The sequence below is a fragment of the Citrobacter farmeri genome, from assembly GCF_019048065.1.
Taxonomy (GTDB): Bacteria; Pseudomonadota; Gammaproteobacteria; order Enterobacterales; family Enterobacteriaceae; genus Citrobacter_A; species Citrobacter_A farmeri.
The window spans coordinates 2,498,849-2,523,070 of the sequence record NZ_CP077291.1 but is presented as its reverse complement, the minus strand read 5'-3'; the positions used below and the strand labels follow the sequence as shown (position 1 = coordinate 2,523,070).

The window sequence follows — 24,222 nt, the reverse complement described above, 5'->3', positions numbered from 1 at the left end:
GAATAAAGAATGTTGATGATTTACAGTGTAAAAATCGTGGCGGGTGCAGCTCTATTGTGGTTAACCACATACCTGGCGGGTTGTTGATCTAAAACAACATAATCAACAGGGATAATGGTGTGAGAAGTCAAACAGTGAAGAGCCTGGTGCTGCTGGCGTCGGTTTTAATGTTTAGTGGGACAGCGCTGGCGGGTTCATGGAATATCGGGATTCTGGCGATGCGCGGGGAGGTCTCAACCCGCGACCACTGGCAGCCGCTGGAAACACTGCTTAACCAGCAACTTCCCGGAGAACAGTTTCATATTCTGCCGCTGGATCTGCATCAGATGCAGACGGCGGTGAACAAGGGAAGCGTGCAATTTGTGGTGACCAACCCGGCGCAGTTTGTGCAGTTGAACAGTCGTTCGCCGCTGCGCTGGCTGGCGTCTCTGCGCTCCGGGCGGGGAACGGGTAACGTCATTGGCAGTGCGATCCTTACCCGTCGCGACAGTGGCATCACCGGCGCGCACGATCTGATCGGTAAAACGGTGGGGGCCATCGATCCCCTGGCATTCGGCGGCTACCTGCTGGGATATAAAGCGTTAAACGATGCTGGTCTGCGCCCCGATCGCGACGTCAATCTGCGTTTTACCGGCTTTCCGGCCGATGCGCTGCTCTATTTACTCCGTGAGAAAGCGGTACAGGCCGTAATTGTCCCGGTCTGCCTGCTGGAAAAAATGGACGAGGAGGGACTGGTTGATAAAGCCGATTATGTTGCAGTGATTAACCGTCCCGGAGACATTGCCTGTTTAACCAGTACGCCGCTCTATCCCGACTGGTCATTCGCTGCGTTGCCTGCGGTGAGCGATGCGCTGGCCGATCGCGTCACCCGTGTGCTGTTGGCAGCGCCAGACAGCGCGGCGTTTCATTGGGGAGCGCCGGCGTCAACCAGTCAGGTGGAGGCGCTTCTGCGTGACGTGCAGCAGCATCCGCAGCAGCGACGTTTGTGGCTGGATGTGAAAAGCTGGCTGATACAGCATCAGTGGCTGATGGGCGGGACAGCGCTTATCCTGTTGCTGCTGGCCCTGAACTACATCTGGGTCATGCTGCTGGTGCGCCGCCGTGGCAGACAGCTTGAACGTAACAGCATTCAGTTGCGCCAGCAGGAACGGGCTCTGGAAACGGCCAGGCAAATGAGCGTTCTCGGAGAAATGACCTCCGGGTTTGCGCACGAACTGAATCAACCGCTTTCAGCAATCCGACATTACGCACAGGGCTGTCTGATTCGCCTGCAGTCGCAGGATCCGACGCATACCTTACTGTCGGCGCTGGAGCATATTGATCAACAGGCACAGCGTGGAGCAGAGACGCTGCGTAATCTGCGGCGCTGGGTGAGTCAGGCGCAGGGAAGCCCGGTTCGTACAGAAGAGTGGGAGAACATCAGTATTTACGAGGCGGTTCATCATGTCTGGCAGCTATTGCGCATGGCGCAGCAGTTCCCGACGTTAACCTTACACAGCAATATCGATCGCGCGCTGACGGTTTCGCTCCCACCGGTGTTGCTGGAACAGGTATTCGCCAATCTGATCCTCAATGCGGCGCAGGCGGGGGCCACCACGCTGTGGATGGATGCTTCATCTTCGCCACATGGCGTGCGCATTACGTTGCAGGATAACGGCGGCGGCATTGACGATGTTTTGCTGCATCAGGCCTTTCAGCCCTTTATGACCAGCCGAAAAGAGGGCATGGGGCTGGGATTGGTTATCTGCCAACGACTGGTGCGTTACGGCCAGGGAGAGATCGGCCTGCGAAATCAGACCGCGCCCGACGGGCTGCCCGGCGTAGCGGTGGAACTGGATTTTACACAACAGGGGGAGAAGGGCGGCAATGGCGATGATTCATTTACTGGATGATGATATGGCGGTCACCGATGCCTGTGCCTTTCTACTGGAAAGCTTGGGCTACCCGGTCACGTGCTGGGAGGAAGGGGCGGTTTTTCTGACCCAGGCCGATTTATACCAGACGGGCGTGCTGCTGCTGGACATGCGGATGCCGGTAATGGACGGCAAGAGCGTCCATGAGGCGTTGCGCCAGCGCGGCAGTACGCTGGCCGTGGTGTTTCTCACCGGACATGGCGACGTACCGATGGCCGTCGAACAGATGAAACATGGCGCGGTAGACTTCCTGCAAAAGCCGGTCAGTGTAAAACCACTGCAAACGGCGCTGGAGCATGCGCTGGAGGTATCGGAACAGGCCGTTGCCCGACAACAAATCGCCACCTGCTACCGGACGCTCACGGCAAAAGAACGTGAGTTAGCCGGGTTAGTCGTTAAGGGACTGATGAACCGCGAAATTGCGCAGGCGATGAACATCGCGGTACGCACGGTAGAGGTGCATCGCGCCAGGGTGATGGAAAAAATGCAGGCGGCAAATCTGGCTGAACTGGTCAACAAATGGCAGCGGTTAAAAGAAACGCACCGCGTTGAATAGTCCCGTGGGTTATTTATTTGATTTTCTTTGTTTTTTGTCATCTCATTCAGAGTGATATATGCTGTTTATCTGGACCTGCAATGAGAGACAATAATGGGAAACCTGACCAAAGACGATGAACTGTACCGTGAGATGTGCAGAGTGGTTGGCAAAGTGGTGCTGGAAATGCGCGATCTGGGACAAGAACCCAAACATATCGTGATAGCGGGGGTGTTACGAACCGCGCTGGCAAACCAGCGTATTCAGCGTAGCGACCTTGAAAAACAGGCGATGGTAACGGCGATCAACGCGCTGGCCGGCTAATCACAGCGAGGGATGAACTCATCCCTTATTTTCCGTCACGAGAAAATGTCCGGCAGGGTATTATTACTGTCGAAAAATAAAATGAATGCAAAACTCGTTATGTTGGCGAATATATTACGACAATCTTTTTCTCTATATATGGGAACAGTTTCACATTTATTTGTAAACTGACGGAACAGTGTTTCACTGTCTTTATGATAATAAATATCACTACGCTTTTAATATTTCTCTTCCCATTTTTAATTGATGACGATCAAAGTTATGCCCACCAATAACTCCCATTATTTAATTCGCCTAACCCTAAAGGATTAGTTTATTTGCGTTAAATTGCGTTATTTATGCAATCCGGTTACGGCAGAACTTCAGCTGTGGGAGGCAACATCAGAGGCGCTGTTTTCGCATAATTAGCATCGGCCTGGGACGTGTTGTCGGCACTGCATTTGCGAAGAGGACGCAAAATAAATGAACCAGGTTGATCGTCCATTATTAGATACTGGCTTAACGCGGCTGGAATTCCTGCGCATATCGGGAAAAGGCCTGGCAGGGTTAACTATCGCGCCCGCGTTACTGTCACTTTTTGGCTGCAAGCAAGAAGATATCGATAGCGGCACCGTAGGGTTGATCTCCACACCTAAAGGGGTGTTAGTGACCCAACGCGCCCGCTGTACCGGTTGTCATCGCTGTGAAATTTCCTGTACCAATTACAATGATGGCGCAGTCGGCACCTTCTTTTCCCGCATTAAAATTCACCGTCATTTCTTCTTTGGTGACAAGGGCATAGGTTCTGGTGGCGGCCTGTATGGCGATCTGAACTACACCCCGGATACCTGTCGTCAGTGTAAAGATCCGCAGTGCATGAAGGTTTGTCCCATTGGGGCGATTACCTGGAATCAGGAAGACGGTTGCATTGCTGTCGATCACCGCCGCTGTATCGGTTGCAGCGCCTGTACCACCGCATGTCCCTGGATGATGGCTACCGTCAATACGGAAACGAAGAAATCGGCAAAATGCGTTTTATGCGGTGAGTGTGCCAGCGCCTGCCCGACAGGGGCATTAAAAATCATTGAGTGGAAAGATATTACTGTTTGAGTCTTGCAAAGGAAAACATTATGGCTAACGGTTGGACAGGTAATATTTTACGGGTCAATCTTACAACAGGCGATATTACCCTTGAAGATTCCAGTAAATTTAAAAAATTTGTCGGTGGTATGGGATTCGGCTACAAAATTATGTACGACGAAGTTCCCGCTGGCACTAAACCCTTTGATGAAGGCAATAAATTAGTTTTTGCGACGGGACCGCTTACTGGATCCGGCGCACCCTGTAGCTCTCGCGTTAATATCACGTCGCTTTCCACATTCACAAAAGGCAATCTGGTTGTCGATGCGCATATGGGCGGCTTCTTTGCGGCGCAAATGAAATTCGCAGGTTATGACGCCATCATTATTGAAGGCAAGTCGGCGTCTCCCGTCTGGCTGAATATTAAAGACGACAAGGTCACAATCGAAAAGGCCGATTTCCTGTGGGGAAAAGGTACCCGCGCGACAACGGAAGAAATCTGCCGGATGACTTCGCCGGAAACCTGCGTGGCGGCGATTGGTCAGGCGGGGGAAAACCTTGTACCGCTCTCCTGTATGCTCAACAGCCGTAACCACAGCGGCGGCGCAGGGACCGGCGCGGTGATGGGTGCTAAAAAGCTGAAAGCGATTGCCGTGGAAGGGACAAAAGGCGTCAACATTGCCGACCGCAAAGAGATGAAGCGGTTGAATGATTACATGATGACGGAATTGATTGGCGCGAATAACAACCATGTTGTGCCCAGCACGCCGCAGGCATGGGCGGAATATTCCTCTCCCGCTTCGCGCTGGACTGCCCGTAAAGGACTGTTCTGGGGCGCAGCAGAAGGTGGGCCGATTGAGACCGGCGAGATCCCGCCGGGCAACCAGAACACCGTTGGTTTCCGGACCTATAAGTCGGTCTTTGACTTAGGACCGGCAGCAGAAAAATACACGGTCAAAATGAGCGGCTGCCATTCCTGCCCGATTCGCTGCATGACGCAAATGAACATTCCCCGCGTGAAAGATTTTGGCGTGCCGAGCACCGGCGGGAATACCTGCGTGGCAAACTTTGTCCATACCACCATTTTTCCAAACGGTCCGAAAGATTTTGAAGACAAAGACGATGGTCGCGTCATCGGTAACCTCGTGGGGCTGAATCTGTTTGACGACTATGGCATCTGGTGTAACTACGGACAGCTACACCGCGACTTTACGTATTGCTACAGCAAAGGGGTGTTCAAGCGCGTCCTGCCAGCAGACGAGTATGCTCAGATCCGTTGGGATCAACTGGAAGCGGGCGATCCTAATTTCATCAAGGATTTCTACTATCGTCTGGCGCATCGTGTCGGCGAACTTAGTCATCTGGCGGATGGCTCTTACGCCATTGCCGAGCGCTGGCAACTGGGCGATGAATACTGGGCGTATGAAAAAAACAAACTGTGGTCGCCGTTTGGTTTTCCGGTTCACCACGCCAACGAAGCCTCGGCGCAGGTGGGGGCCATTACCAACTGCATGTTCAACCGCGACTGTATGACCCACACCCACATCAATTTCATCGGGTCGGGTTTGCCTCTAAAACTCCAGCGGGAAGTGGCTGCAGAACTGTTTGGTTCGCCAGACGCCTACGATGAAACCAAAAATTACACACCAATTAACGCGGCAAAAATCAAATATGCCAAATGGACGCTACTGAAAGTGTGCCTGCATAACGCCGTCACGCTGTGTAACTGGGTCTGGCCGATGACCGTTTCGCCGCTGAAAAGCCGCAACTATCGTGGCGATCTGGATCTGGAGGCGAAGTTCTTCCAGGCCGTGACCGGCGATGAAACCACTCAGGCCAGTCTCGATTTAGCCGCAGAACGCATCTTTACTCTGCATCGTGCTTATACGGTGAAGTTGATGCAGACCAACGATATGCGTAATGCACACGATCTGATCTGCTCGTGGGTGTTTGATAAGGATCCAAAGATTCCGGTCTTTAGCGAAGGCACCGACAAGATGGACCGTGACGACATGCGTGAATCCCTGACGCTGTTTTATAAAGAGATGGGCTGGCACCCCGAGTTGGGCTGCCCGACGCGTGAGACGTTGCATCGACTCGGTCTGGAAGATGTCGCTGACGACCTGGCCGCGCAGAATCTGTTGCCGGCGTAAGGAACATCGCATGAGCCATCCAGAGGATGTGAGTCAACCTGACGCGCCAGATGTGGATCTTGATAAGCGGCAGTGGTTGCAGGGGCGACGTGAGCAACTAACAGACGCTGATGAACAGGCGACGGCAGAAAGCCCTGCGGAGATCATGGCGGATTTTATCCGCCAGTATTCGGCGAATGGTCAGCTTGTCGCGCGCGAACTGTTCCTGCAACCGCCGTACTCGGTGGAAGAGGCGGAGCTCGCACCATTCCTGGAAACCATCAAAGAGGGGCTTGCCGGGGAGGATATCGCCTGGGTGCAGGGCTCTCAGGATGAATATTACTACTCAACCCAGACCATGACCGCCAACTATGCCGACATGTGCGTCCAGGTGGTGGAAAAGGATATCTGTCGGGCAATCGCACAGGCGGTGCGCTTTGACTGCCAGACATATCCGCGTCCGTATAAGGTCGCCATGCTGGAACAATCGCCTTACGGTTTCGCACCTCAGCAGATAGAAGCCGCACTGGCTGCGATTGAAACGCATCCCGACTATGCCGATATTCGCCCGGTCGCGTCGTCGAACGACGTACCGTACTTATTCAGCGAGCGCTTTATGAGTTACGGCAAAGCGTACGGTTTGTGCGAATGGCTGGAAGTTGAGCAGTTTCAGAATCCCTGAATTCATGGAAAGCGTGGACGAGCGCGACCACAGTATTAGAGGATAACAAGATGTCCTTCACTCGACGAAAATTTGTGCTTGGCATGGGTACGGTCATTTTCTTCAGCGGACCCGGTCAGACGCTGCTGGCGAAGACAACCGCTGGCGGCCCCGTTCGTTACGTCATGATTCATGATGAATCGCGATGCAACGGCTGTAACCTCTGTACCCGCGCCTGTCGCAAAACAAATCATGTTCCTGCGCAGGGGAGTCGCTTGTCGATCGCGCATATTCCCGTTTCAGATAATGACAACGAGACCCTGTATCACTACTTCCGTCAGTCCTGTCAGCACTGTGACGATGCGCCTTGCATTGAGGTTTGCCCAACCGGCGCGTCGTGGCGCGATGAGGACGGGATCGTCCGCGTCGACAGTTCACGCTGCATTGGTTGCAGTTACTGCATTGGCGCGTGTCCCTACCAGGTGCGCTACCTGAACCCGATCACCAAAGTGGCGGACAAATGCGATTTTTGCGCCCAGTCCCGGCTGGCCAAAGGTTTTCCGCCTATCTGTGTCACTTCCTGTCCTGAGCATGCGTTGTTGTTTGGTCGCGAGGACAGCCCGGAGATCCAGCGCTGGCTGCAGGAAAATAATTACTACCAGTATCAACTTCCGGGCGCGGGTAAGCCCCATCTGTATCGTCGGTTCGGTCAACATTTGATTAAAAAGGAAAATGTATGAACGCGTCGCAGAATGCTGAACAGTTCCAGGCTCAACTGGCAAACTATGTGCCGGTGTTTTCCCCCGAGTATTGGCCTGTCTGGCTGGTGATTGCCGGGCTACTGCTGGTGGCAATGTGGCTGGTGCTGGGGCTGCACGCCTGGCTTCGTTTTCGCGCGGCCAACAAGGCTGCTGCCGGGCATGGTGAGAAGGTATATCTCTACTCCCGGGCGGTAAGACTGTGGCACTGGTCGAATGCATTGTTGTTTATACTCCTGCTCGCCAGTGGGCTTATCAATCACTTTTCCCTGGTCAGCCCAGCGGTGATCAAAAGCCTGCTGACGGTACATGAAGTCTGCGGATTTCTGCTGCTGGCGTGTTGGGTTGGTTTCGTTCTGATCAATGCGTTGGGTGGGAACGGACACCATTACCTTATTCGTCCCGAGGGCTGGATGGCGCGGGCGATGAAACAGACCCGTTTTTATCTCTACGGTATTATGCAGGGTGAAGCGCATCCGTTCCCGGCCACGCCGCGCTCGAAGTTTAATCCGTTACAACAGGTGACCTACGTCGGTGTGATGTACGGACTGTTGCCGCTGTTGCTGCTGAGCGGATTGTTGGCGCTTTATCCGCAGGTCGTGGGAGATCTGTTCCCTGGCGTGCGCTACTGGTTGTTACAGGCGCACTTTGCGCTGGCTATCATCAGCCTGTTCTTTATTTTTGGTCACCTCTACCTGTGCACCACAGGCCGCACGCCTGGCGAGACATTCCGCTGCATGGTCGATGGCTATCACCGGCATTAACCGATGCTGATCACGCGAGAGGATTTGCGCAGTTGGCGGGTTGGTGCGGTGATATATCGCTGGTTTCTGCGCCGTTTTCCCGAGGGCGGTAACTACGACGATGTGCATCGGGCGTTGAGTCGCGAAGGCTATCTTGATTGGGCGAACAGTCTGGTGGAATACGCCTGGTCGCTCTGGCTGGATGAGGAAAACTTTGCCCGTCAGGATATCTCCGCCATGTCGCGACTGGCGAGGCCTGATGATTCACTGGCCGATCGGCAGGTGGCAAACGCGGGGGATAACGCGAATCTGGGCTGTGCCGGCGATAACATGAAGATCGCCAGCGCAGGCTATGCGTCGCAAATTGCCAGTGCAGGTTACTGCGTGCGCATTGGCAGCGTTGGCTATAACAGCCATATCAGCAGTTCAGGGGATCGGGCGAGGCTGGCTGCCGCCGGAAACTCTACACGCATCAGCAGTGCCGGTGACGGAACGCGGATCGCCAGCAGTGGCATGCGCGTTCGGGTGAGCACCCTGGGTGAGAGAAGCCATGTCGCCAGCAATGGCGACCTGAGCCAGATAGTGAGTTTTGGCGCAGACGCCAAAATCGTCAACAGCGGTGACAACGTACATATCATTTGCAACGGCGACAACGCAATCGTTGCCAGCACGGGGGGTGTTGATTCCGTGGTGCTGGGGCCGGGGGGCTGTGCCGCGCTGGCCTATCACGACGGTGAACGGATGCGCTTTGCCGTTGCGGTCGAAGGTGAAGAGGGGATACGCGCCGGCGTGAAATATCGACTCGACGACGCGCACCGGTTTGTTGAATGCTGACGGGTTAGCGCAGAACAAATCGTCGCCGGGTCGCTTTCTCCAGGCCGTAGCAAAGCAGATAGTAGACCAGCCCCGTAAAAATAAAGATGGCTGCCGGATAAATTTGTTCCCTGCTGTTAACCTGTCCCGCCACCGTTGTCAGTTCCGGCACGTTGACAATAAACGCCAGCGATGTGTCCTTCAGTAGACCAATGCATATCCCGGTCAGCGAAGGCAGTACATGGCGTAACACCTGGGGTAGCAGAATCCCTCTTAGTGCCTGAACAGGACTAAATCCCTGGGCTACGGCAGCATCATACTGCCCGTCGGGCAGCGCATTGAGCCCGGCGTACACCGAATGCATGACTGACGCGGCGGTAAACCAGGCCAGCGCCAGCGTCACGGTTGCCGCACCTGGCAGATCGCTGCCGGTAAGCATGGGCAACAAATACCACATCCAGAAAATGACGAAGATCAGTGGGATCCCGCGAATGAACTCCGCCCAGATGAACAATCCTTTACGGATGATGCCCGGAAAGCGCCAGGCGACAGCAGCCAGCGCAATACCGACAGGTAAGGCAAGTGCCGCCGCCCCCAGTGCCATCATCAGAGTCAACAGTACGCCGCCGGGTTGGCCGTCGGCAAGGCGTCCCCACAGGAGATAGTCCAGGTTGTCGGTTATCACGGTAATATTAGCGATCATGCTGCGGACTCCTGAATCGTACCCGGCGAACGCGCGGCTTTTTCTCTTGCCGGGGGGCGGGGCCCAGATGGGTCAGCAGCAGGCCGAGCGCCACGCCGGTAAACAGATAAAGCACCGTACCGACAGCAAAGGCTTCCAGCGCATGGGCGTTATAGCTTTCAATCTGGCGAACCTGGTAGGTCAGTTCTGCAAAGCCAATGCCGCTGGCTAATGACGACAGTTTCATCAGGTTGAGATACTGTCCGACTACCGGTTGCCAGGCATTGGTCAACCCCTGCGGCAACAGGATGTAGCGGAAGGTCAGCCACGGGGAGAAGCCCTGTGAGACCGCGGCTTCGCGCTGTCCGTCAGAGACAGCCTGTAACCCGGAGGCGATTTCCTCAACCAGGAAAGCCGATGTAAACACGCCGAGTCCCCATGCCGAACAAAGAAATTCAGGCGTTAACCACCAGACGTTGCCAGGCAAGATTGACCAGCTATGCTCAGCGTTGACGAAATCAACGAAACCGCGCGGCAGCAGGTTCCAGCCAGCGAAGTACCAGAACAGCAGTTGTACCAGCAGTGGGGTGTTACGAAACAGCGATACCCAGCCTGCCACCAGTCGGCGACCCGTAATATGACCGGAAAGACGAAGGGCCAACAGAATAATCGCCAGCAGCGTGGCGAGAAAAATGCCTGCAGCGCTGACCCACAGCGTGGTGAGAAATCCGGAGAGGATCCATTGCAGGGGAAGGCCGGTGAGCACCCCCTGCCAGTCCATTGACGGCATTATCGCGATAACTCCTGATGCAGCGGATCCAGTACCTTTTGCAGAAAGCGCTGAGTACGCGGATGCTGTGGTCGGGTAAAAAAGGCCTCCGGAGACGCGACTTCAAGAATATCGCCGCCGTCGATAAACACGACCCGATCGGCAATTTCGCGAGCAAAGTGCATCTCGTGCGTTACCACAATCATCGTAATGCCGCTGTGCGCCAGGCGCTTCATCACCTGCAAAACCTCACCGATCATTTCTGGATCGAGCGCGGAGGTGGGTTCATCAAACAGGATGATTTGCGGTGAGGAGGCCAGCGCGCGGGCGATCGCCACCCGCTGTTGTTGACCGCCGGAAAGCTGTGCCGGATAAGCCCCGGCCTTCTCTTCCAGCCCGACCTGCTCCAGCAACGCATAGGCGCGCAGTGTGGCATCGGTTTTATTCCAGCCGTGGACGTACTCCAGGGCGAGGGTGATATTCTGCTGCGCCGTCAGGTGGGCATACAGGTTGAACTGCTGGAAAACAAAGCCTATACGGCTGCGGAGCTGTCGTAGCGCGGCCCCTTTTAGCCGACCGACAGGCCTGTCATCAATAAGAATGTCGCCACCGCTTAGGGATTCCAGTTGGTTGATCAGGCGAATCAGAGTTGATTTTCCCGATCCTGAGGGGCCAAGAATAGTCACAACTTCGCCAGGCTCGACGGTGAGATTGACGCCATTGAGTACCCGGTGATCGCCGTACGTTTTCACCACATCGCGTAACACTACCCGTGCCTGGTGTAACTGGCTGAAATCCGCAGCCTGGGCTGCGGAAGGCGTGAACAAACCGGCCAGCATCTTATCTGGCCTCAATTTTAAAGGCGCGCGGCTGCGGGTTTTTCGTTTCCGGGCCAAACCAGACATCATAAATTTTGCTTGCCTGCCCGCTGGTTTCGAGCCTCAGCAATTCGTCGTTAACCGCCTTCAGCAAGGCGGTTTCGCCTTTCTTCACGCCCACGCCGATCTCCTCTTTGCTCAGTAAATCGGGCAGGATTTTGAACTGTGCTTTGTCCGGTGCGCCGCCGAGCAACCCCGCCAGAATAGTGGAATCCTGAGTGATAGCCTGCACGTTGCCGTTACGCAGGGCGGTGAATGCCAGCGGGATATCGTCGTAGGCCAGAACACGGGACTGCGGGAACCGCTGATGCAACGCCTGTTCACCGGTGGTTCCCTTCACCGCACCGATGCGTGCGCGACTGTATTCATCCAGCTTATCGGGCGATGAGACGGGCACCAGGAACTGCTGCCCGGTGACAAAGTAGGGTACAGAGAAGTCGATTACCTGGGCGCGCTCCGGGGTAATCGTAATATCAGCGACGATCAGATCGGCTTTTCCCGACTGCAGCAGCGGGATACGGTTGGCGGGATTAGTGGCGACCAGTTCCAGTTTTACACCCAATGATTTCGCCAGTGCCTGAGCAAAATCGACATCGTAACCGACAATCTGGTGGGTTTTTGGATCAACGGAGCCAAACGGCGGGTTGGCGTCAAACGTCGCGACTTTGACCACCCCTGCGGCTTTGATATCGGCGAGTTGGTCGGCCTGTACCTGAGCGCTGATAAAGCTCGTGGCTAGCATGACCCCGAGAGCGAGGATCGTTTTTTTCGAACTGTATATTTTCGTTGCCATCATTTTCTTTGATATCCCTGATTTATTGGTTTGTCCTTTTACGCTCCCACAACCCAAACCCAGGACCAAAGAAGAAAAACGACTTATTTATATGCAAAAAGTTATTAGTGAACAGTGTGTTAACGAAGGGTTGCTAACGAACAAAAACAGATAACGGTGAAAAAAATTCGCATTTCATTTTTCGCGGCGTTTGCGCTGCAATGAAAAGCACCTGACAAGCAGAGGAGCGGGAGATGGAGAAGATGAAAATGCGGAGAGTGCGTTTTTGGGCGCACGATGCGATCGCACCTGACAAGACCCGACAACCTGGTGCGGAGTTCAATCTGCAGCGCGTTGTGGAGTCTATTCTTCCTGTCGCCAGCCTGTACGGCGTGGACATTGCTAACATTGACCCGGAGTGGTTTCGTGATCAAACAACACGCTGAACATCGTCGGATGCGCGAGGTGTACTGGAATGAAATCTGCAGTTATCGCGGAAATGCTGAGGGGTTAAAAACGGCTTAGAGACCTGCCGCGCAGGCGTGCGCGGCAGGTTGAATGCAATCAGATTTTGCAGGCGTCACCGCAGTCATCATCGGAAATCACCGATTCTGCTTTTTTATCTGCCTCTTCCAGACGTTCCGCATTACGTTCCTGTGCTTCTTCCAGGCCGTTAAAGACCAGGTTGTCGAGATCAATTTCCATCGTTCACCCTTTTTAATTCATTTTTGACATTCGGCAAGTATAGAGCAAACACAATACCGGATGCATCCACAATGCGTGCGGCGTTACCAGTCATGAAGGGATAAACGTCTGCGCAGGCGGGTCGCCGGTTTCGATACTGCCCTGGCCATCGCAGTGCCAATTTCCTGGCAGGCGACTAACCCCTGGATAAATGGCCGATCATGCATCAGGTAAGGCAATGCGCCAAAGGCTATTCGTCCGCGTACACTCTCTGACGCCTGAAGCGTATAGTCATCGCCAACCTCCGGAATTTCATCACCACACGACAGTAATTGGCTGCGTAATCGTGGAAACGGTAAATCCGCTGTCTTCAGGGGTTTTTGACCACGCGCGTCGATGAAGACATCAAACGTCAGGCGATCATTGCGCGTCGTAATCTCGGTACGATCCGCTTTTATCTCCTTCTCGTAATCCTGTCCCAGCGCGAGGATGTGCAGAATTCCGGCTGCGTGCAACGCCAGCATTCGGCGAATTGACTCTGACGGGATCGCCGCATAATTATCTATAAATACGCGGGCGAGTCCTGAACTGAACCGTTTGCTATCTTTTTCATCCAGGTGGGCAACGATGTCCTGCACCCTCTCATGCAAACGCAGCAGGGTATAGCGCCAGGCAACGGTGCGTTTGTCACGTTTATTCGCGTCGACTTCTTTCAGATTCGCAGCTGCCCATTCGAAGGGATCGCTGTGCATTCTGTCAGCAAACAACGCCACTGAGAAGCTATCTGCATCCAACGAAAAGAGCGATATCTGCTCAGCCCATTTCGGGTCAGCCAGTGCGAGTTCTTGCTGCATGAGCGAAAAAACGCGATCAAGGAGTCCAGCAGGCCCGGCATCGATTTCGCGCGTAATGGCCTCCTCGGTAACGCACGCTAGCGGTTCATAGGGAATAGGGCAGTAGAAATCGGCCTCCGGCAAAATGCCGGAACGGGACATCAGCGTAATCTCCAGTCCTTCACTGGCTTTATCCAGTGAGAAATGGACCTGATTTCCCTCCGTTTCGTGAAACGTTCCGTGCTGAATCGCCACCGCCATTGCGGCATCCAGGCCGCTCAGTGAGGTTCCGAGAATACCCACCCGGGTGGCGGGTACATCAGCCTCCATCAAGCCGGACCAGGGGCTGGGATAAAATGCGTGCGTGGATTCGTCATTGTCCGGCCAGACATGTCCAGTGGCGATGATCGCTAAGTCGACATGCAGCGGTTCCGCGTGCTGATCTGTCCAGAGTTGTACGCCCGTGGGATCCGCTGCAACATCCGTGACTTCACAGGATTCATACACCATGACCTTAAAACCCCGACTTTCAGCCCGGCTAACGGCCTGCAAAAACTGCGCGCGGAAATAATCACCCAGTAAAATGCGTGGCAGAAACTGACGCTGGTGCAGCGCTTCCTTCTTAACGCCATAATGCGCGAGGTATTGTGCTTCCTGGGCTTGCAACCACTCAAGCCAGGTGTCAAAAAGAGGAGGGACTTCGATACTGGCAATATTTGACAACATCATTGGGGTATTTTCAGAATGACTGTAAGGCATTCCAATTCCTGCTTTACTCCCGCGCTCAAAGACAGCAATCTCCAGCGGCTGCTCCTCTTTTAGCAATGAAAAAAAGGTATAGACCCCTGTCGGGCCAGCCCCGATAATCGCGATTTTTTTCATATTCCTGTCCGTCCCATTATTCTTATTCCGCTACTGATACTTCCAGTAAGTGTAGATGAGTCAGGCTCTGCCATACTTACCGTTGATTTAGTCAGGGCAGGAGTGAAGATGATAACGCTGTGTAAAGCCTGTGGTACCTCGTATGACGACAGTCAGAGAGCCGTCGAAGGCTGTAAAATCTGTGAAGATGAGCGGCAATATGTGCCGGTATCCGGGCAGGCATGGATCGGTTTCGATGAACTGATTCTTACTCATACCAACAAGTGGCAGCAGCATACGCCGCAACTGTTTAGTCTGACAACCGTACCTTCTTTTGCGATAAATCAACGGGCGTTTCTGCTCAGAACGCCGGTGGGAAATGTTCTCTGGGATTGCATTGCAAACCTGGATCCGGCAACCCGAACGCTTATCCAGGCATTGGGCGGATTAAGCGCCATCGCGATCTCCCATCCTCACTACTACACCACGATGCAGGACTGGGCGAAGACGTTTGACGCGCCCGTCTGGCTTCATGCCGCTGATCGTGACTGGGTTATGCGCGACAGTCCCTGGATCCGCTTGTGGGAAGGGGAAGAGCACGCGTTGCTGCCTGGCGTCACGCTATTGCGACTGGGCGGCCATTTTGCTGGTGGAACCGTTCTGTATCAGGATGAAGGGGAAGGGACTATCCTCACCGGAGATATTCTGCAGATCACCCCTGGTGCCGACGCGGTATCGTTTATGTGGAGCTATCCCAATATGTTGCCCCTGTCGGCAAAAACCGTGGCAGGCATCACGCGTCGGCTGGAAGGTGTGAAATTCGCCAGTTTGTATGGCGCGTTCGAAGGGCAGAATAGGGTCGGCGATGCCCATGAGATTGTGCAACGTGCGGGAGCAAAATATCTCTCCTGCCTGGCATCTCGTTGAGTCATCTGAGGGGGAAGCGCCCCCTCATCAATCTCCGTTAGTCGAATTTTGCTTTATTGATTTTGCTTAGCGGGATATTCACATCAAAAATTTTGGCAATCACTTCCTCAACGCCGAGATTTTTCAAACGCGCGGTATGCTTGTCCAGATAGGCCAGCGCGGTCTCTTCATTTTCGAAAAGATAGATCCCACCCGCTTCCTGGTTTTGCTCACTTTCCGTCCACACCTTCCATAAAAAACCTGGCTCCTGATTAATTGACGCCGCCAGTTCTCCCAACTGGTCTGCCATTTCTTGTCCAAACGGTCCATGAAATGCGAAATGAAGCTGTAATAATTTAGGCATAGTGCTTCTCCATCTAAAATACTCAACGATAACGCACGATGAAAATATCCCGGGCGTTTCCCTCTGACATTATGTTCTGGATTGTATCAGATTCAGGGGAACAATAATGTTGACTCATTTTCTCTGGCGTAAGGTTTTTAAAATTTAGCGCGCTCAGCTAATGGGCGTTATTCATGCTTCACGACGTGTTGACCAGAAGTAATAGGGCAATGGCGCCTGTTTTCTGAACGAAATATTATTTTGCGATCACCTCAACGGGTGAAAGATCCTAGCTTATATCATGGATTACGCTTAGCCCCGATACGTTTAAACCCGCTATTCTCACAAAAGCAACTGAATCACGTGATATTCCTTCATTATTCGTCACGAGGCCACGATGCGAGCACTTCTTATTTTTCCTGTCAGCGCATTATTATTGCTAAATCCCACGACTGAATTACAGGCCGCGCCGAGTGCCATTGTTCCTGTCCAGCCGGGCGTCGCCACAGCGATTGCCCGCGCCCCCTGCATCCGGCCGCCGGAGGCTTCTTCTGTCGGTAAGATAGCCGTGGAAAAGGACGGGGCGCTGTACGTTGCCAGTATCATCGTACCCGCGGCACAGCAGGTTCCTTTCCTGGTGACGATTGATACCGGAGAGACCAACCTTGTTCCTTGTCCTGGGGACAAACCGTTGCAGATACAGATCATTCCGCAGCAACAGACTCAGATCTCATCAGCCTCCCTCCAGCAAGCCTTCGTGGTGCTGATGGCAACCTTTGTGCTGGCGCTGCTGATGGAAAGCGCCTTCGCGCTACTGTTTAACTGGCGTCTTTTTCAGGCCGTTGTGGTGGGACGCGCCTGGCGTACCCCGATTATGCTGGTGGGCTCCTGGCTCGTTGTCAGTTCGTTTAAGCTCGACCTGATGGCTGAATTATTTTCTGCCTACCGTGGACTCACGGTTGCCGGGGACGTGTTCACCGAGATACTCACTGCGATGATCGTCAGCGGAGGCAGCGTAGGGGTAAACAAAATTCTGACAGGGCTTGGCTTTCGCTCCGCGCTTCCCCGCCAGGATCCGAATGCCGAACGGGATTCACTGGCACAAAATGAAGCCTGGGTCTCTCTGGATATTTCGGCGGTTCTGCCAGGACGGCGTCTGAGCGTTGAAATGCTGGAAGACGCTGCGCCCGTGGGGACCGCACCGACGCTGGCGATATTTACGCCACCAGGAGAGGGGCAGTTAAAGGCAATAATGTTTCCGTCCCGTGGCCGTCTTCCTGCCAGCGGCGGTATGCGCGTCACGGCATTGGACAAACTGTACTATTTCGCCATTCGCGATCTCAACAGTAACCAACTGTATGACGTGAACGGTAATAAGATCTCTGATATCAGAAGTTCGGCACCTTACTGTTTTGCCGCAAGGGCGATTGTTGATTTTTCAGTCGTCAGACTGCAGTAGCGTCGACTGTCGGGGCCAGGCCTTTGTAGAGAAATACTCAATTAGCCAGCGAGGTCACAATGTCAGGATATACCTGCTATACCACGGATAATGGTTTTCATTTTAAACTGTGGCGTGGAGAAAGAATGGTACTGCTGGGTTTTGATGTTGATGACCCGGAACCAGACTTTGTCGGCTTTGCCATAAAGGTGCGCCCGCCAAACAGTCACGCTTTTACCTACCTCAAAAATCGCATTGCCTTTGATTACTCCGCGGTAACGGTGACTGGCGATCGACTGTTTGCTACCAATATTGCACCGTTGCAGAGATTTCGCTGGATCCATTTTCCCTGGCAACCGGTAACAGGAATTTATCACTATCAGGCAACTAAAATGCATATGGATCCTGATGGGCGCCTACGCGAAGGAATTACTCTGGAAAACAGTATTGAACTTTCGCCGGTCACCTACGACGGTATTGTTGATATTGGTTTTACGCGCAACTTCGCGTCGTCGCAGGCATATCGTGACCAGTTTAATAATAACGCTGACATTATTCCCGGTCAGGGAGAAGATGGGCTTAATTTTAAATTGCGCGACGATGTGAAAAATAACCGGGATGAGACCGTTTATGACTGGCTGGGATTTGAAGCAAAAACGCTGATTGATACATTTATTCAGGAGGTATCAGACAATCCTGAACTCCGGCTCGATATTATGGCCTACGATCTGAATCTACCCGATCTGGTCAAAAAACTGGAGGCGATCGGCCCTCGTCTGCGCGCGGTTATTGACGACTCCTCAAAGAAAGAGAAGGGCGTCCTGAAAGGACACGGCGCAAGCAATAGCAGTGAAAGCATGGCCGCAGAGCGACTGGCTGCCGCGGGAGCAAAGGTAACACGTACCCGCTTTTTTAATCTTCAGCATCATAAGGTGCTGATCCAGCGCGATAAGCAAAATCAGGCTGTTAAAGTGCTGTGCGGTTCAACCAATTTTTCTTTCCGCGGTCTTTATATTCAGGCGAATAACGTGCTGGTTTTTCATTCCTCTGGCGTTGCCGCATCGTTCGGCCAGATGTTTGATGAGGCGTTCACCGAGCCTAAAGCGTTTCGTCACTCGCCGCTATCGCAGAGTATACAGACAATAAAACATGCTAATGGTCCGACGGTTAACGTCTCGTATTCTCCCCATCTCGCAACGTCGCTTTCGCTAGACCCGGTGGTGAACGCCATTAACCAGGCGAGTTCGTCAGTGTTCTATTCCGTTGCTTTTCTTAATCTGATGCAGGAATCGCCAGTGGGCGTTGCGCTTTCAAAACTGCTGACCCGACCCGTGTTCAGCTATGGGACAGTGGACACGGCGGGTAAATTACAGGTGATTAAACCCGACGGCACGCTGGCCGTTGCCGATTTCGCGTATCTGGCGAAAAAAGCGCCAGAGCCATTTCGCACGGAGTGGGCTGGCGGTGGAGGAATCAATGTTCATCATAAATTTGTGGTGACGGATTTTAATCTGCCAGGCGCTAAAGTGTTCACCGGTTCGAGCAATCTGGCCCCCTCGGGTGAGAAGGATAATGGTGACCACCTGATCATGATTGAAGATCAAAAGATTGCGACGGCTTACGTTATTGAAGCCATCAGGGTGTTTGATCATCTGCAATTTCGCCAGCGAATGCAGGATGCCGTCAACATTCAGGTGCTTAAACTGCTCAAACCCACTGCGATCTCGGGGCAGCCGGCCTGGTTTACCCGTTTCTATATCGCGGACAGTCAGGCGAAAAACGACCGTTTACTGTTCAGTCATTAACGGGATTGCTACTTAGCAGATGAAAAAATTATCGAATAACAGGAAGATAACGAAATGGTGCGTCTGAATGGACTCGAACCATCGACCCCCACCATGTCAAGGTGGTGCTCTAACCAACTGAGCTACAGACGCATATCAAGATGAGATGGTGCGTTCAATTGGACTCGAACCAACGACCCCCACCATGTCAAGGTGGTGCTCTAACCAACTGAGCTATGAACGCAATGTTGTGTGTGACAACGGGGACGAATATTAGCGGCAGAGCCGGGATGAGGCAAGAGGGAAATGGTAATTTTCTTCCGGATTTCACCCGATTGCGGAGGAAGTGCGCAAAATGTCGAGAGAATAGCCGCCAACCGGCGGCTATTGCCGTTTTATCGTGCAGCGCGTTGCAGAATGACCGTCGACGGCTGGCGTTGCAGGAAGCGCATCCGCAGCATCATCATAATCGCGGCCGACGTCAGTCCGATGATGAAACCCATCCAGAATCCAGCCGGCCCCATGCGATCCACCACCAGATCGGTCAGCGCGAGGACATAACCGCTCGGCAGTCCAAGCACCCAGTACGCGGTAAAGGTGATGAAGAAAATTGAGCGCGTATCTTTATAACCACGCAGGATCCCACTGCCGATAACCTGGATAGAGTCCGAAATTTGATACACCGCTGCCAGCAGCATCAGTTGCGCCGCCAACGTCACCACTTCAGGATTGTCGTTATAGAGCAGGGCAATATGCTCACGCAGCGACACGGTGAAGATCGCCGTAAAACACGCCATGCAGACGCCAACGCCTAAACCCGTACGCGCGGCGGTTTGCGCATCCAGCGTCGAGCCTTGTCCCAGACGATAGCCCACGCGAATGGTGACCGCCGCCGCCAGCGACATTGGCAATACAAACATCAGCGAACTGAAGTTCAGGGCAATCTGGTGACCCGCAACATCGACAATACCCAGCGGTGAAACCAGCAGTGCCACGACCGCGAACAGCGTGACCTCAAAAAACAGCGCCAGCGCAATCGGCAGGCCCAACTGCACCAGACGTTTCATCACCGCGTTATCCGGTTTACTGAAACGCTGTTCATTACGAATATCGCGCATCGAACGCGCATGTTTGACATACCAGAGCATCGCGCAGAACATCACCCAATACACCGCTGCGGTTGCCACGCCGCAGCCGACACCGCCAAGTTCCGGCATGCCGAAGTGACCATAGATAAAGATATAGTTCACCGGGATGTTGACCAGCAGGCCGAGAAAACCCATCACCATGCCGGGTTTGGTTTTCGCGAGGCCTTCACACTGATTACGCGCGACCTGAAAGAACAGATAGCCGGGTGCGCCCCATAATAATGCGCGCAGATAGCCGACGGCCTTATCCGCCAGAACCGGATCGATATTGTGCATCGCGCGGATGATATAGCCGGCGTTCCACAGCACGACCATAATCAGCAGCGAGACGAAGCCTGCCAGCCAGAATCCCTGGCGAACCTGATGCGCAATGCGCTCACGACGTCCGGAGCCGTTGAGCTGAGCAATCACCGGGGTCAGCGCCAGCAGCAACCCGTGACCGAACAGTATGGCGGGCAGCCAGATAGACGTCCCAATGGCGACGGCCGCCATGTCGGTGGCGCTGTAGCCGCCCGCCATCACGGTATCAACGAACCCCATTGCGGTTTGGGCGATTTGCGCAAGAATCACCGGTATTGCCAGAGCCAATAACTGACGCGCTTCACTGATATACTTCTGCACGTGTACACCTATCATTTTGTTTTTATTTGAGAGACTAAAAAAGCCGCCACGAGTGGCAGCAAGAAGAAGATGCAGGGGAAATTTCAGTCTATTGTAGCGATGAATGCATATTTCTCCAGTGAAAAAACAGGGGTAGTGGGTGCTTCACTGGCAACCTGATTTTCCAACTGCTATTGTGGCAGGCAGAAATGGCTTAACTGAATTCAGGAGTTGCAGGTATGTTTACAGGTATTGTGCAGGGCACCGCAAAACTGGTGTCGATTGATGAAAAACCAAATTTTCGCACCCATGTAGTGGAATTACCTGAATACATGCTGGACGCGCTGGAAACGGGCGCATCGGTGGCGCATAACGGCTGCTGCCTGACCGTGACTGAAATTCACGGCAACCGCATCAGTTTTGATCTGATGAAAGAGACGCTGCGTATTACCAATCTGGGCGATCTGAAAATTGGCGATCAGGTGAACGTCGAGCGCGCGGCAAAATTCAGCGATGAGATTGGCGGGCATTTGATGTCCGGTCACATCATGACCACGGCGGAAGTGTCAAAGATCCTCACTTCAGAGAATAACCGTCAGATCTGGTTCAAAGTCCAGGATCCGACGTTAATGAAATACATCCTGTATAAAGGATTTATCGGTATTGATGGGATCAGCCTGACCGTCGGCGAAGTGACCGCGACGCGGTTTTGCGTGCATCTTATTCCGGAAACACTGGAACGAACGACGTTGGGTAAGAAAAAACTGGGGGCGCGCGTCAATATCGAAATCGACCCGCAAACACAGGCCGTAGTGGATACGGTAGAACGCGTGCTGGCCGCGCGTGAAGCCGCGGTGAACAACACCGCCAGCGACATGTAAAACAGCGCTGCCCCCGCAACCCGGCGGGGGCTTGAAGATTAGCGGGCAACGCGCAGGCCGTCTTCGACACCGCGCGAGAACACCACTTGCCAGAGCTGAATATCACGGGCGCGAAACGCCCCGGCGCAGGCGTTCAGGTAGTAGCTAAACATCCGCTTAAAGCGCTCGGTATAGTTGTCGGCAATTTCAGGCCAGGCGGCGAGGAAACGTTCATACCATGCCATCAGCGTTGTGTCGTAATCCGCGCCAAAGTTGTGCCAGTCTTCCATCACAAAGTGTGCTTCGCTGGCGTTGGCTATCTGACGCACGGACGGAAGGCAGCCGTTCGGGAAGATATACTTATTGATCCACGGATCGACATTATTATCGGTTTTTTTCGAACCGATAGTGTGCAGCAAGAACAGTCCCTCTGGTTTCAGATTGCGATCGACCACCTCGAAATAGGTCGGGTAGTTTTTAGGACCGACGTGCTCAAACATGCCTACTGACACAATGCGATCGAACCGATCGTGCAGATCGCGATAATCCTGTAGCAGAATCGACACATCCAGTCCGGCACAGCGTGTTTGTGCCATTTTCTGCTGTTCGGCGGAAATGGTCACACCAACCACGCTGACGCCGTACTTCGTCGCCATATAGTGCGATAAACCGCCCCAACCACAGCCAATATCCAACACGCGCATTCCTGGTTGTAGCTGCAACTTCTCGCAGATTAACCGCAGTTTAGCCTGCTGCGCCTCTTCAAGAGTGTCAGCATCCTTCCAGTAAGCGCAGGAATACTGCATATACGGATCGAGCATGCGACTGAACAGATCGTTACCGAGATCGTAATGCTCTTTACCCACGATCCACGCCCGTTTTTTATTTTGTAAATTAAACAGGCGAGCGCCGGCGATGCGGAGGGTATCTTTGAAATGATGCGGAAGTTGGTTTTCAAGTCCTGCGCGCAGGACTTTGCTAAAAAACTGGTCCAGCCGATCGCACTCCCACCAGCCATCCATATAACTCTCACCCAGGCCGAGCGACCCCTCTTGTAAAACGCGTTTGAAAAAATCGGGGTTTTTGACGCGTATATCTGCTGGTGAAGAGCCGTTGATGGCGATGCCCGCGCGGCTTAACAATTCGTTAGTGATACGGTACCAGTCGTCATCCGGTACGCTGACTTCTTCTATACACGATGAACTCATAGTTTCTCCATCACTGGTCGGTGATCAGAACCTTAAAACAGCGTAGACGCTTTTTGGGCTTTATGAGAAATCTCGCGGGGTCATTCCGCGAGTCTATTATCCGACGTAGAACAGAGGAAGGGAGAACCCCTTGCCGAAAAGGCCATCCATGGTGAACCGGGAACGCTCCGGTTCCCGTTAACACATAATAATTATCGTAATTTTAACAACCGAAATTTAGTATAGGCCTCAAAAATTGATGATACAACCAAAAATTGTTAGTCGACTAATTAACGGCGAATGTGAGTGATATCAATGAGATTCGCTATGGGCAATCCCGCGATCTTCATGCTGCTCGCTGGCGTCTGAGGGCTGCAGTTGCATCTTGTAGCCCACTCCGGCCAGGACGACCGTCGACAGCATCACGCTGGTTGTGGTCAGCAGCGGTGTGCTGATAAGCCAGGAAACCACCAGGCTTGCCAGGAAGCACAGACCCAATTGCAGGGTATTTTGCAGGGCAGCGGCACGCCCCGTTGCCTGTGGGAACGGGCGCAGCGCCTGGGCGACCACAATCGGATAAATAGCGCCATTGGCTATCGCCATCACGCAGAAGGGGATCAGGATCTCCGCAAGCGTGATGTGATGAATAAAGCTTGCGGCCCATGTCGCCACCACGCTAAGCGCATAGATAACCAGCAGCCAGGGCAGAAGCTGTTGCCCCTGCCATTTTTGCAGCGCGGCGCGACAACCGTAGCCGCCAATCAGAAAGGCGATGGTCTGCGGCACATAGCTCAGGCCAATCACCGCCGGGCTGTAGCCCATTTCACTCAGAATAAACGGCGAGCCGGTCAGCCACGCAAAGAAACTGGCAGAACACGCCGCGTAAATCAGTACGTTGCCGCGATACGTTTTCGCGCGCAGCAGTGTGGTGAAGGTCAGTTTATCTTTACTGTCGTCGCGCGCCCGGGAAGTCGGTTTTAAAAACAGTGCAGGCACCATCAGCAGCAGCGTGATGATAAACAGCGTGGCAAAGATCGCCTGCCAGGAAAGATGGGTCAGGATCCAACTTCCTAATAACGGCGCCAGTGCAGGGGACAGCCCGACCAGCGGCATGATCGTCGCGAAAATGCGATTAATTCTGTGCGAAGGATAGTAATCGGTGACCAGCGCCTGCCAGATGACTGTCGCCGCACAGACACCCACTGCCTGAATAAAGCGCAGAACCAACAATCCCGTCGCGCTTTCGACCCACAGCATACCCAGGCTACCGAGGGCGAAGATGGACAGACCCAGTAGCAGGATCGGTTTACGGCCATAGCGGTCCGAGAGCGGTCCCCACAGCAGTTGCGCGACGGCAAAGCCCGCTAAAAAAAGACTCAGGCTGGCGCTGACGGCAGATGCCGGTGTTTGCAGGTCAGATTGAATGGCGGCAAAAGCGGGCAAATACATGTCGGTTGCCAGAAAACCCAACACGCTGAGTCCTGCCAGCCAGACTAAAAACCCTTTTCCTGGTTGCATAGTTGTTCTCTAATTTTAATG

24 protein-coding genes and 2 tRNA genes are annotated in these 24,222 nt (G+C 53.5%); 14 read left to right on the top strand and 12 right to left on the bottom strand.

The genetic code is table 11. The annotated features are described in order from the left end of the window. Window positions 1-119: 119 nt before the first annotated feature. The 9 genes from ttrS (at window position 120) to ydhT (ending at window position 8,959) form a co-directional block, all read left to right on the top strand. Entirely contained in the window at window positions 120-1,892 is a 1,773-nt protein-coding gene (ttrS, locus tag I6L53_RS11845; protein WP_094465397.1) for a tetrathionate respiration histidine kinase TtrS, read from the top strand. Continuing rightward, window positions 1,867-2,469, top strand: coding sequence for a tetrathionate respiration response regulator TtrR (ttrR, locus tag I6L53_RS11840; protein ID WP_042319277.1), 603 nt, complete (start codon window positions 1,867-1,869; stop codon window positions 2,467-2,469). Before ttrS ends, ttrR begins: the two co-directional genes overlap by 26 nt. Before the next feature lie 93 nt (window positions 2,470-2,562). Continuing rightward, window positions 2,563-2,772, top strand: coding sequence for a fumarate hydratase FumD (gene fumD / locus I6L53_RS11835; RefSeq protein ID WP_042319275.1), 210 nt, complete (start codon window positions 2,563-2,565; stop codon window positions 2,770-2,772). 462 nt (window positions 2,773-3,234) lie between these two features. Further along, window positions 3,235-3,861 (top strand): ferredoxin-like protein, encoded by a 627-nt coding sequence (locus tag I6L53_RS11830; protein ID WP_042319271.1) that lies wholly within the window; start codon window positions 3,235-3,237, stop codon window positions 3,859-3,861. 20 nt (window positions 3,862-3,881) lie between these two features. Continuing rightward, window positions 3,882-5,984: an aldehyde ferredoxin oxidoreductase gene (locus I6L53_RS11825; RefSeq protein WP_042319269.1), complete on the top strand. Its 2,103-nt coding sequence runs from the start codon at window positions 3,882-3,884 to the stop codon at window positions 5,982-5,984. Window positions 5,985-5,994: 10 nt separating this feature from the next. Then, window positions 5,995-6,645 carry a YdhW family putative oxidoreductase system protein gene (locus tag I6L53_RS11820; protein ID WP_042319267.1) on the top strand — a complete coding sequence of 217 codons (651 nt, stop codon included), beginning with the start codon at window positions 5,995-5,997 and terminating at the stop codon, window positions 6,643-6,645. A 50-nt stretch (window positions 6,646-6,695) separates the two neighbouring features. Beyond that, window positions 6,696-7,364: a 4Fe-4S dicluster domain-containing protein gene (locus tag I6L53_RS11815; protein WP_042319264.1), complete on the top strand. Its 669-nt coding sequence runs from the start codon at window positions 6,696-6,698 to the stop codon at window positions 7,362-7,364. Next, a complete protein-coding gene (gene phsC, locus I6L53_RS11810) occupies window positions 7,361-8,146 on the top strand; it encodes a thiosulfate reductase cytochrome B subunit (protein WP_042319263.1) in 786 nt (261 codons plus the stop codon). The genes I6L53_RS11815 and phsC overlap by 4 nt, the downstream gene beginning before the upstream one ends. 3 nt (window positions 8,147-8,149) lie before the next feature. Then, window positions 8,150-8,959: a protein YdhT gene (ydhT, locus tag I6L53_RS11805; RefSeq protein ID WP_042319262.1), complete on the top strand. Its 810-nt coding sequence runs from the start codon at window positions 8,150-8,152 to the stop codon at window positions 8,957-8,959. A 4-nt stretch (window positions 8,960-8,963) separates the two neighbouring features. On the opposite strand, the gene I6L53_RS11800 is transcribed toward ydhT, so the two are convergent. From I6L53_RS11800 to I6L53_RS11785, 4 genes are read right to left on the bottom strand one after another with little or no spacing between them, the layout of a single operon-like run. Further along, entirely contained in the window at window positions 8,964-9,641 is a 678-nt protein-coding gene (locus I6L53_RS11800; RefSeq protein ID WP_042319261.1) for an amino acid ABC transporter permease, read from the bottom strand. Beyond that, complete coding sequence (locus tag I6L53_RS11795; RefSeq protein WP_167382409.1) at window positions 9,631-10,413, bottom strand: amino acid ABC transporter permease; 783 nt, start codon at window positions 10,411-10,413, stop codon at window positions 9,631-9,633. The genes I6L53_RS11800 and I6L53_RS11795 overlap by 11 nt, the downstream gene beginning before the upstream one ends. Beyond that, window positions 10,410-11,228: an amino acid ABC transporter ATP-binding protein gene (locus I6L53_RS11790; RefSeq protein WP_042319258.1), complete on the bottom strand. Its 819-nt coding sequence runs from the start codon at window positions 11,226-11,228 to the stop codon at window positions 10,410-10,412. The genes I6L53_RS11795 and I6L53_RS11790 overlap by 4 nt, the downstream gene beginning before the upstream one ends. A 1-nt stretch (window position 11,229) precedes the next feature. After that, window positions 11,230-12,063, bottom strand: coding sequence for an ABC transporter substrate-binding protein (locus I6L53_RS11785; RefSeq protein WP_042319255.1), 834 nt, complete (start codon window positions 12,061-12,063; stop codon window positions 11,230-11,232). A gap of 230 nt (window positions 12,064-12,293) precedes the next feature. On the opposite strand from I6L53_RS11785, the gene I6L53_RS11780 reads away from it, so the two are divergent. Further along, window positions 12,294-12,485 (top strand): hypothetical protein, encoded by a 192-nt coding sequence (locus I6L53_RS11780; RefSeq protein ID WP_042319252.1) that lies wholly within the window; start codon window positions 12,294-12,296, stop codon window positions 12,483-12,485. Window positions 12,486-12,603: 118 nt separating this feature from the next. Here I6L53_RS11780 and I6L53_RS11775 read toward each other — a convergent pair whose 3' ends face one another. Together I6L53_RS11775 and I6L53_RS11770 are read right to left on the bottom strand one after the other, a co-directional pair. Further along, window positions 12,604-12,744, bottom strand: a complete 141-nt coding sequence (locus I6L53_RS11775; protein ID WP_094465401.1) for a hypothetical protein — start codon at window positions 12,742-12,744, stop codon at window positions 12,604-12,606. Window positions 12,745-12,827: 83 nt separating this feature from the next. Then, a complete protein-coding gene (locus tag I6L53_RS11770; RefSeq protein ID WP_042319251.1) occupies window positions 12,828-14,438 on the bottom strand; it encodes an FAD-NAD(P)-binding protein in 1,611 nt (536 codons plus the stop codon). A 108-nt stretch (window positions 14,439-14,546) separates the two neighbouring features. Here I6L53_RS11770 and I6L53_RS11765 point away from each other — a divergent pair, with 108 nt between their 5' ends. Continuing rightward, window positions 14,547-15,344 carry an MBL fold metallo-hydrolase gene (locus I6L53_RS11765; protein WP_042319248.1) on the top strand — a complete coding sequence of 266 codons (798 nt, stop codon included), beginning with the start codon at window positions 14,547-14,549 and terminating at the stop codon, window positions 15,342-15,344. Window positions 15,345-15,381: 37 nt separating this feature from the next. Here the strand turns inward: I6L53_RS11765 and I6L53_RS11760 are convergent, their stop codons facing one another. Further along, window positions 15,382-15,687 carry a monooxygenase gene (locus tag I6L53_RS11760; protein ID WP_042319246.1) on the bottom strand — a complete coding sequence of 102 codons (306 nt, stop codon included), beginning with the start codon at window positions 15,685-15,687 and terminating at the stop codon, window positions 15,382-15,384. Window positions 15,688-16,063: 376 nt separating this feature from the next. Between I6L53_RS11760 and I6L53_RS11755 the strand changes: the two genes are divergently transcribed. Both I6L53_RS11755 and I6L53_RS11750 read left to right on the top strand, forming a co-directional pair. Then, on the top strand, window positions 16,064-17,125 hold the full coding sequence (locus I6L53_RS11755) for a hypothetical protein (RefSeq protein ID WP_094465403.1): 1,062 nt from the start codon (window positions 16,064-16,066) through the stop codon (window positions 17,123-17,125). Between the two features lie 125 nt (window positions 17,126-17,250). Further along, the gene (locus I6L53_RS11750; RefSeq protein WP_052425381.1) at window positions 17,251-18,909 is read left to right on the top strand and encodes a phospholipase D-like domain-containing protein; all 1,659 of its coding nucleotides are present in this window, start codon (window positions 17,251-17,253) and stop codon (window positions 18,907-18,909) included. 55 nt (window positions 18,910-18,964) lie between these two features. Here I6L53_RS11750 and I6L53_RS11745 read toward each other — a convergent pair. The 3 genes from I6L53_RS11745 to mdtK all read right to left on the bottom strand — a co-directional run bounded on the left by I6L53_RS11745 (window position 18,965) and on the right by mdtK (window position 20,657). Further along, window positions 18,965-19,041, bottom strand: a tRNA-Val gene (locus I6L53_RS11745). Window positions 19,042-19,055: 14 nt separating this feature from the next. Further along, window positions 19,056-19,132, bottom strand: a tRNA-Val gene (locus I6L53_RS11740). A 151-nt stretch (window positions 19,133-19,283) separates the two neighbouring features. Beyond that, window positions 19,284-20,657: an MdtK family multidrug efflux MATE transporter gene (gene mdtK / locus I6L53_RS11735; protein ID WP_042320052.1), complete on the bottom strand. Its 1,374-nt coding sequence runs from the start codon at window positions 20,655-20,657 to the stop codon at window positions 19,284-19,286. Between the two features lie 218 nt (window positions 20,658-20,875). Here mdtK and I6L53_RS11730 point away from each other — a divergent pair, with 218 nt between their 5' ends. Next, on the top strand, window positions 20,876-21,517 hold the full coding sequence (locus I6L53_RS11730; RefSeq protein WP_042319240.1) for a riboflavin synthase: 642 nt from the start codon (window positions 20,876-20,878) through the stop codon (window positions 21,515-21,517). Between the two features lie 38 nt (window positions 21,518-21,555). On the opposite strand, the gene cfa is transcribed toward I6L53_RS11730, so the two are convergent. Together cfa and punC are read right to left on the bottom strand one after the other, a co-directional pair. Next, window positions 21,556-22,704 carry a cyclopropane fatty acyl phospholipid synthase gene (gene cfa, locus I6L53_RS11725; protein WP_042319238.1) on the bottom strand — a complete coding sequence of 383 codons (1,149 nt, stop codon included), beginning with the start codon at window positions 22,702-22,704 and terminating at the stop codon, window positions 21,556-21,558. Window positions 22,705-22,995: 291 nt separating this feature from the next. Next, a complete protein-coding gene (gene punC, locus I6L53_RS11720; RefSeq protein WP_042319235.1) occupies window positions 22,996-24,201 on the bottom strand; it encodes a purine nucleoside transporter PunC in 1,206 nt (401 codons plus the stop codon). Window positions 24,202-24,222: the final 21 nt, after the last annotated feature.

Coding starts and splice junctions, on each gene's coding strand:
- I6L53_RS11800 (WP_042319261.1), bottom strand. CDS start 9,641: ATGATCGCTAATATTACCGTGATAACCGACAACCTGGACTATCTCCTG.
- I6L53_RS11750 (WP_052425381.1), top strand. CDS start 17,251: ATGGTACTGCTGGGTTTTGATGTTGATGACCCGGAACCAGACTTTGTC.
- I6L53_RS11755 (WP_094465403.1), top strand. CDS start 16,064: ATGCGAGCACTTCTTATTTTTCCTGTCAGCGCATTATTATTGCTAAAT.
- ttrR (WP_042319277.1), top strand. CDS start 1,867: ATGGCGATGATTCATTTACTGGATGATGATATGGCGGTCACCGATGCC.
- I6L53_RS11830 (WP_042319271.1), top strand. CDS start 3,235: ATGAACCAGGTTGATCGTCCATTATTAGATACTGGCTTAACGCGGCTG.
- I6L53_RS11730 (WP_042319240.1), top strand. CDS start 20,876: ATGTTTACAGGTATTGTGCAGGGCACCGCAAAACTGGTGTCGATTGAT.
- I6L53_RS11780 (WP_042319252.1), top strand. CDS start 12,294: ATGGAGAAGATGAAAATGCGGAGAGTGCGTTTTTGGGCGCACGATGCG.
- I6L53_RS11820 (WP_042319267.1), top strand. CDS start 5,995: ATGAGCCATCCAGAGGATGTGAGTCAACCTGACGCGCCAGATGTGGAT.
- fumD (WP_042319275.1), top strand. CDS start 2,563: ATGGGAAACCTGACCAAAGACGATGAACTGTACCGTGAGATGTGCAGA.
- I6L53_RS11770 (WP_042319251.1), bottom strand. CDS start 14,438: ATGAAAAAAATCGCGATTATCGGGGCTGGCCCGACAGGGGTCTATACC.
- I6L53_RS11825 (WP_042319269.1), top strand. CDS start 3,882: ATGGCTAACGGTTGGACAGGTAATATTTTACGGGTCAATCTTACAACA.
- punC (WP_042319235.1), bottom strand. CDS start 24,201: ATGCAACCAGGAAAAGGGTTTTTAGTCTGGCTGGCAGGACTCAGCGTG.
- I6L53_RS11760 (WP_042319246.1), bottom strand. CDS start 15,687: ATGCCTAAATTATTACAGCTTCATTTCGCATTTCATGGACCGTTTGGA.
- ydhT (WP_042319262.1), top strand. CDS start 8,150: ATGCTGATCACGCGAGAGGATTTGCGCAGTTGGCGGGTTGGTGCGGTG.
- I6L53_RS11785 (WP_042319255.1), bottom strand. CDS start 12,063: ATGATGGCAACGAAAATATACAGTTCGAAAAAAACGATCCTCGCTCTC.
- I6L53_RS11765 (WP_042319248.1), top strand. CDS start 14,547: ATGATAACGCTGTGTAAAGCCTGTGGTACCTCGTATGACGACAGTCAG.
- I6L53_RS11790 (WP_042319258.1), bottom strand. CDS start 11,228: ATGCTGGCCGGTTTGTTCACGCCTTCCGCAGCCCAGGCTGCGGATTTC.
- I6L53_RS11815 (WP_042319264.1), top strand. CDS start 6,696: ATGTCCTTCACTCGACGAAAATTTGTGCTTGGCATGGGTACGGTCATT.
- I6L53_RS11775 (WP_094465401.1), bottom strand. CDS start 12,744: ATGGAAATTGATCTCGACAACCTGGTCTTTAACGGCCTGGAAGAAGCA.
- phsC (WP_042319263.1), top strand. CDS start 7,361: ATGAACGCGTCGCAGAATGCTGAACAGTTCCAGGCTCAACTGGCAAAC.
- cfa (WP_042319238.1), bottom strand. CDS start 22,704: ATGAGTTCATCGTGTATAGAAGAAGTCAGCGTACCGGATGACGACTGG.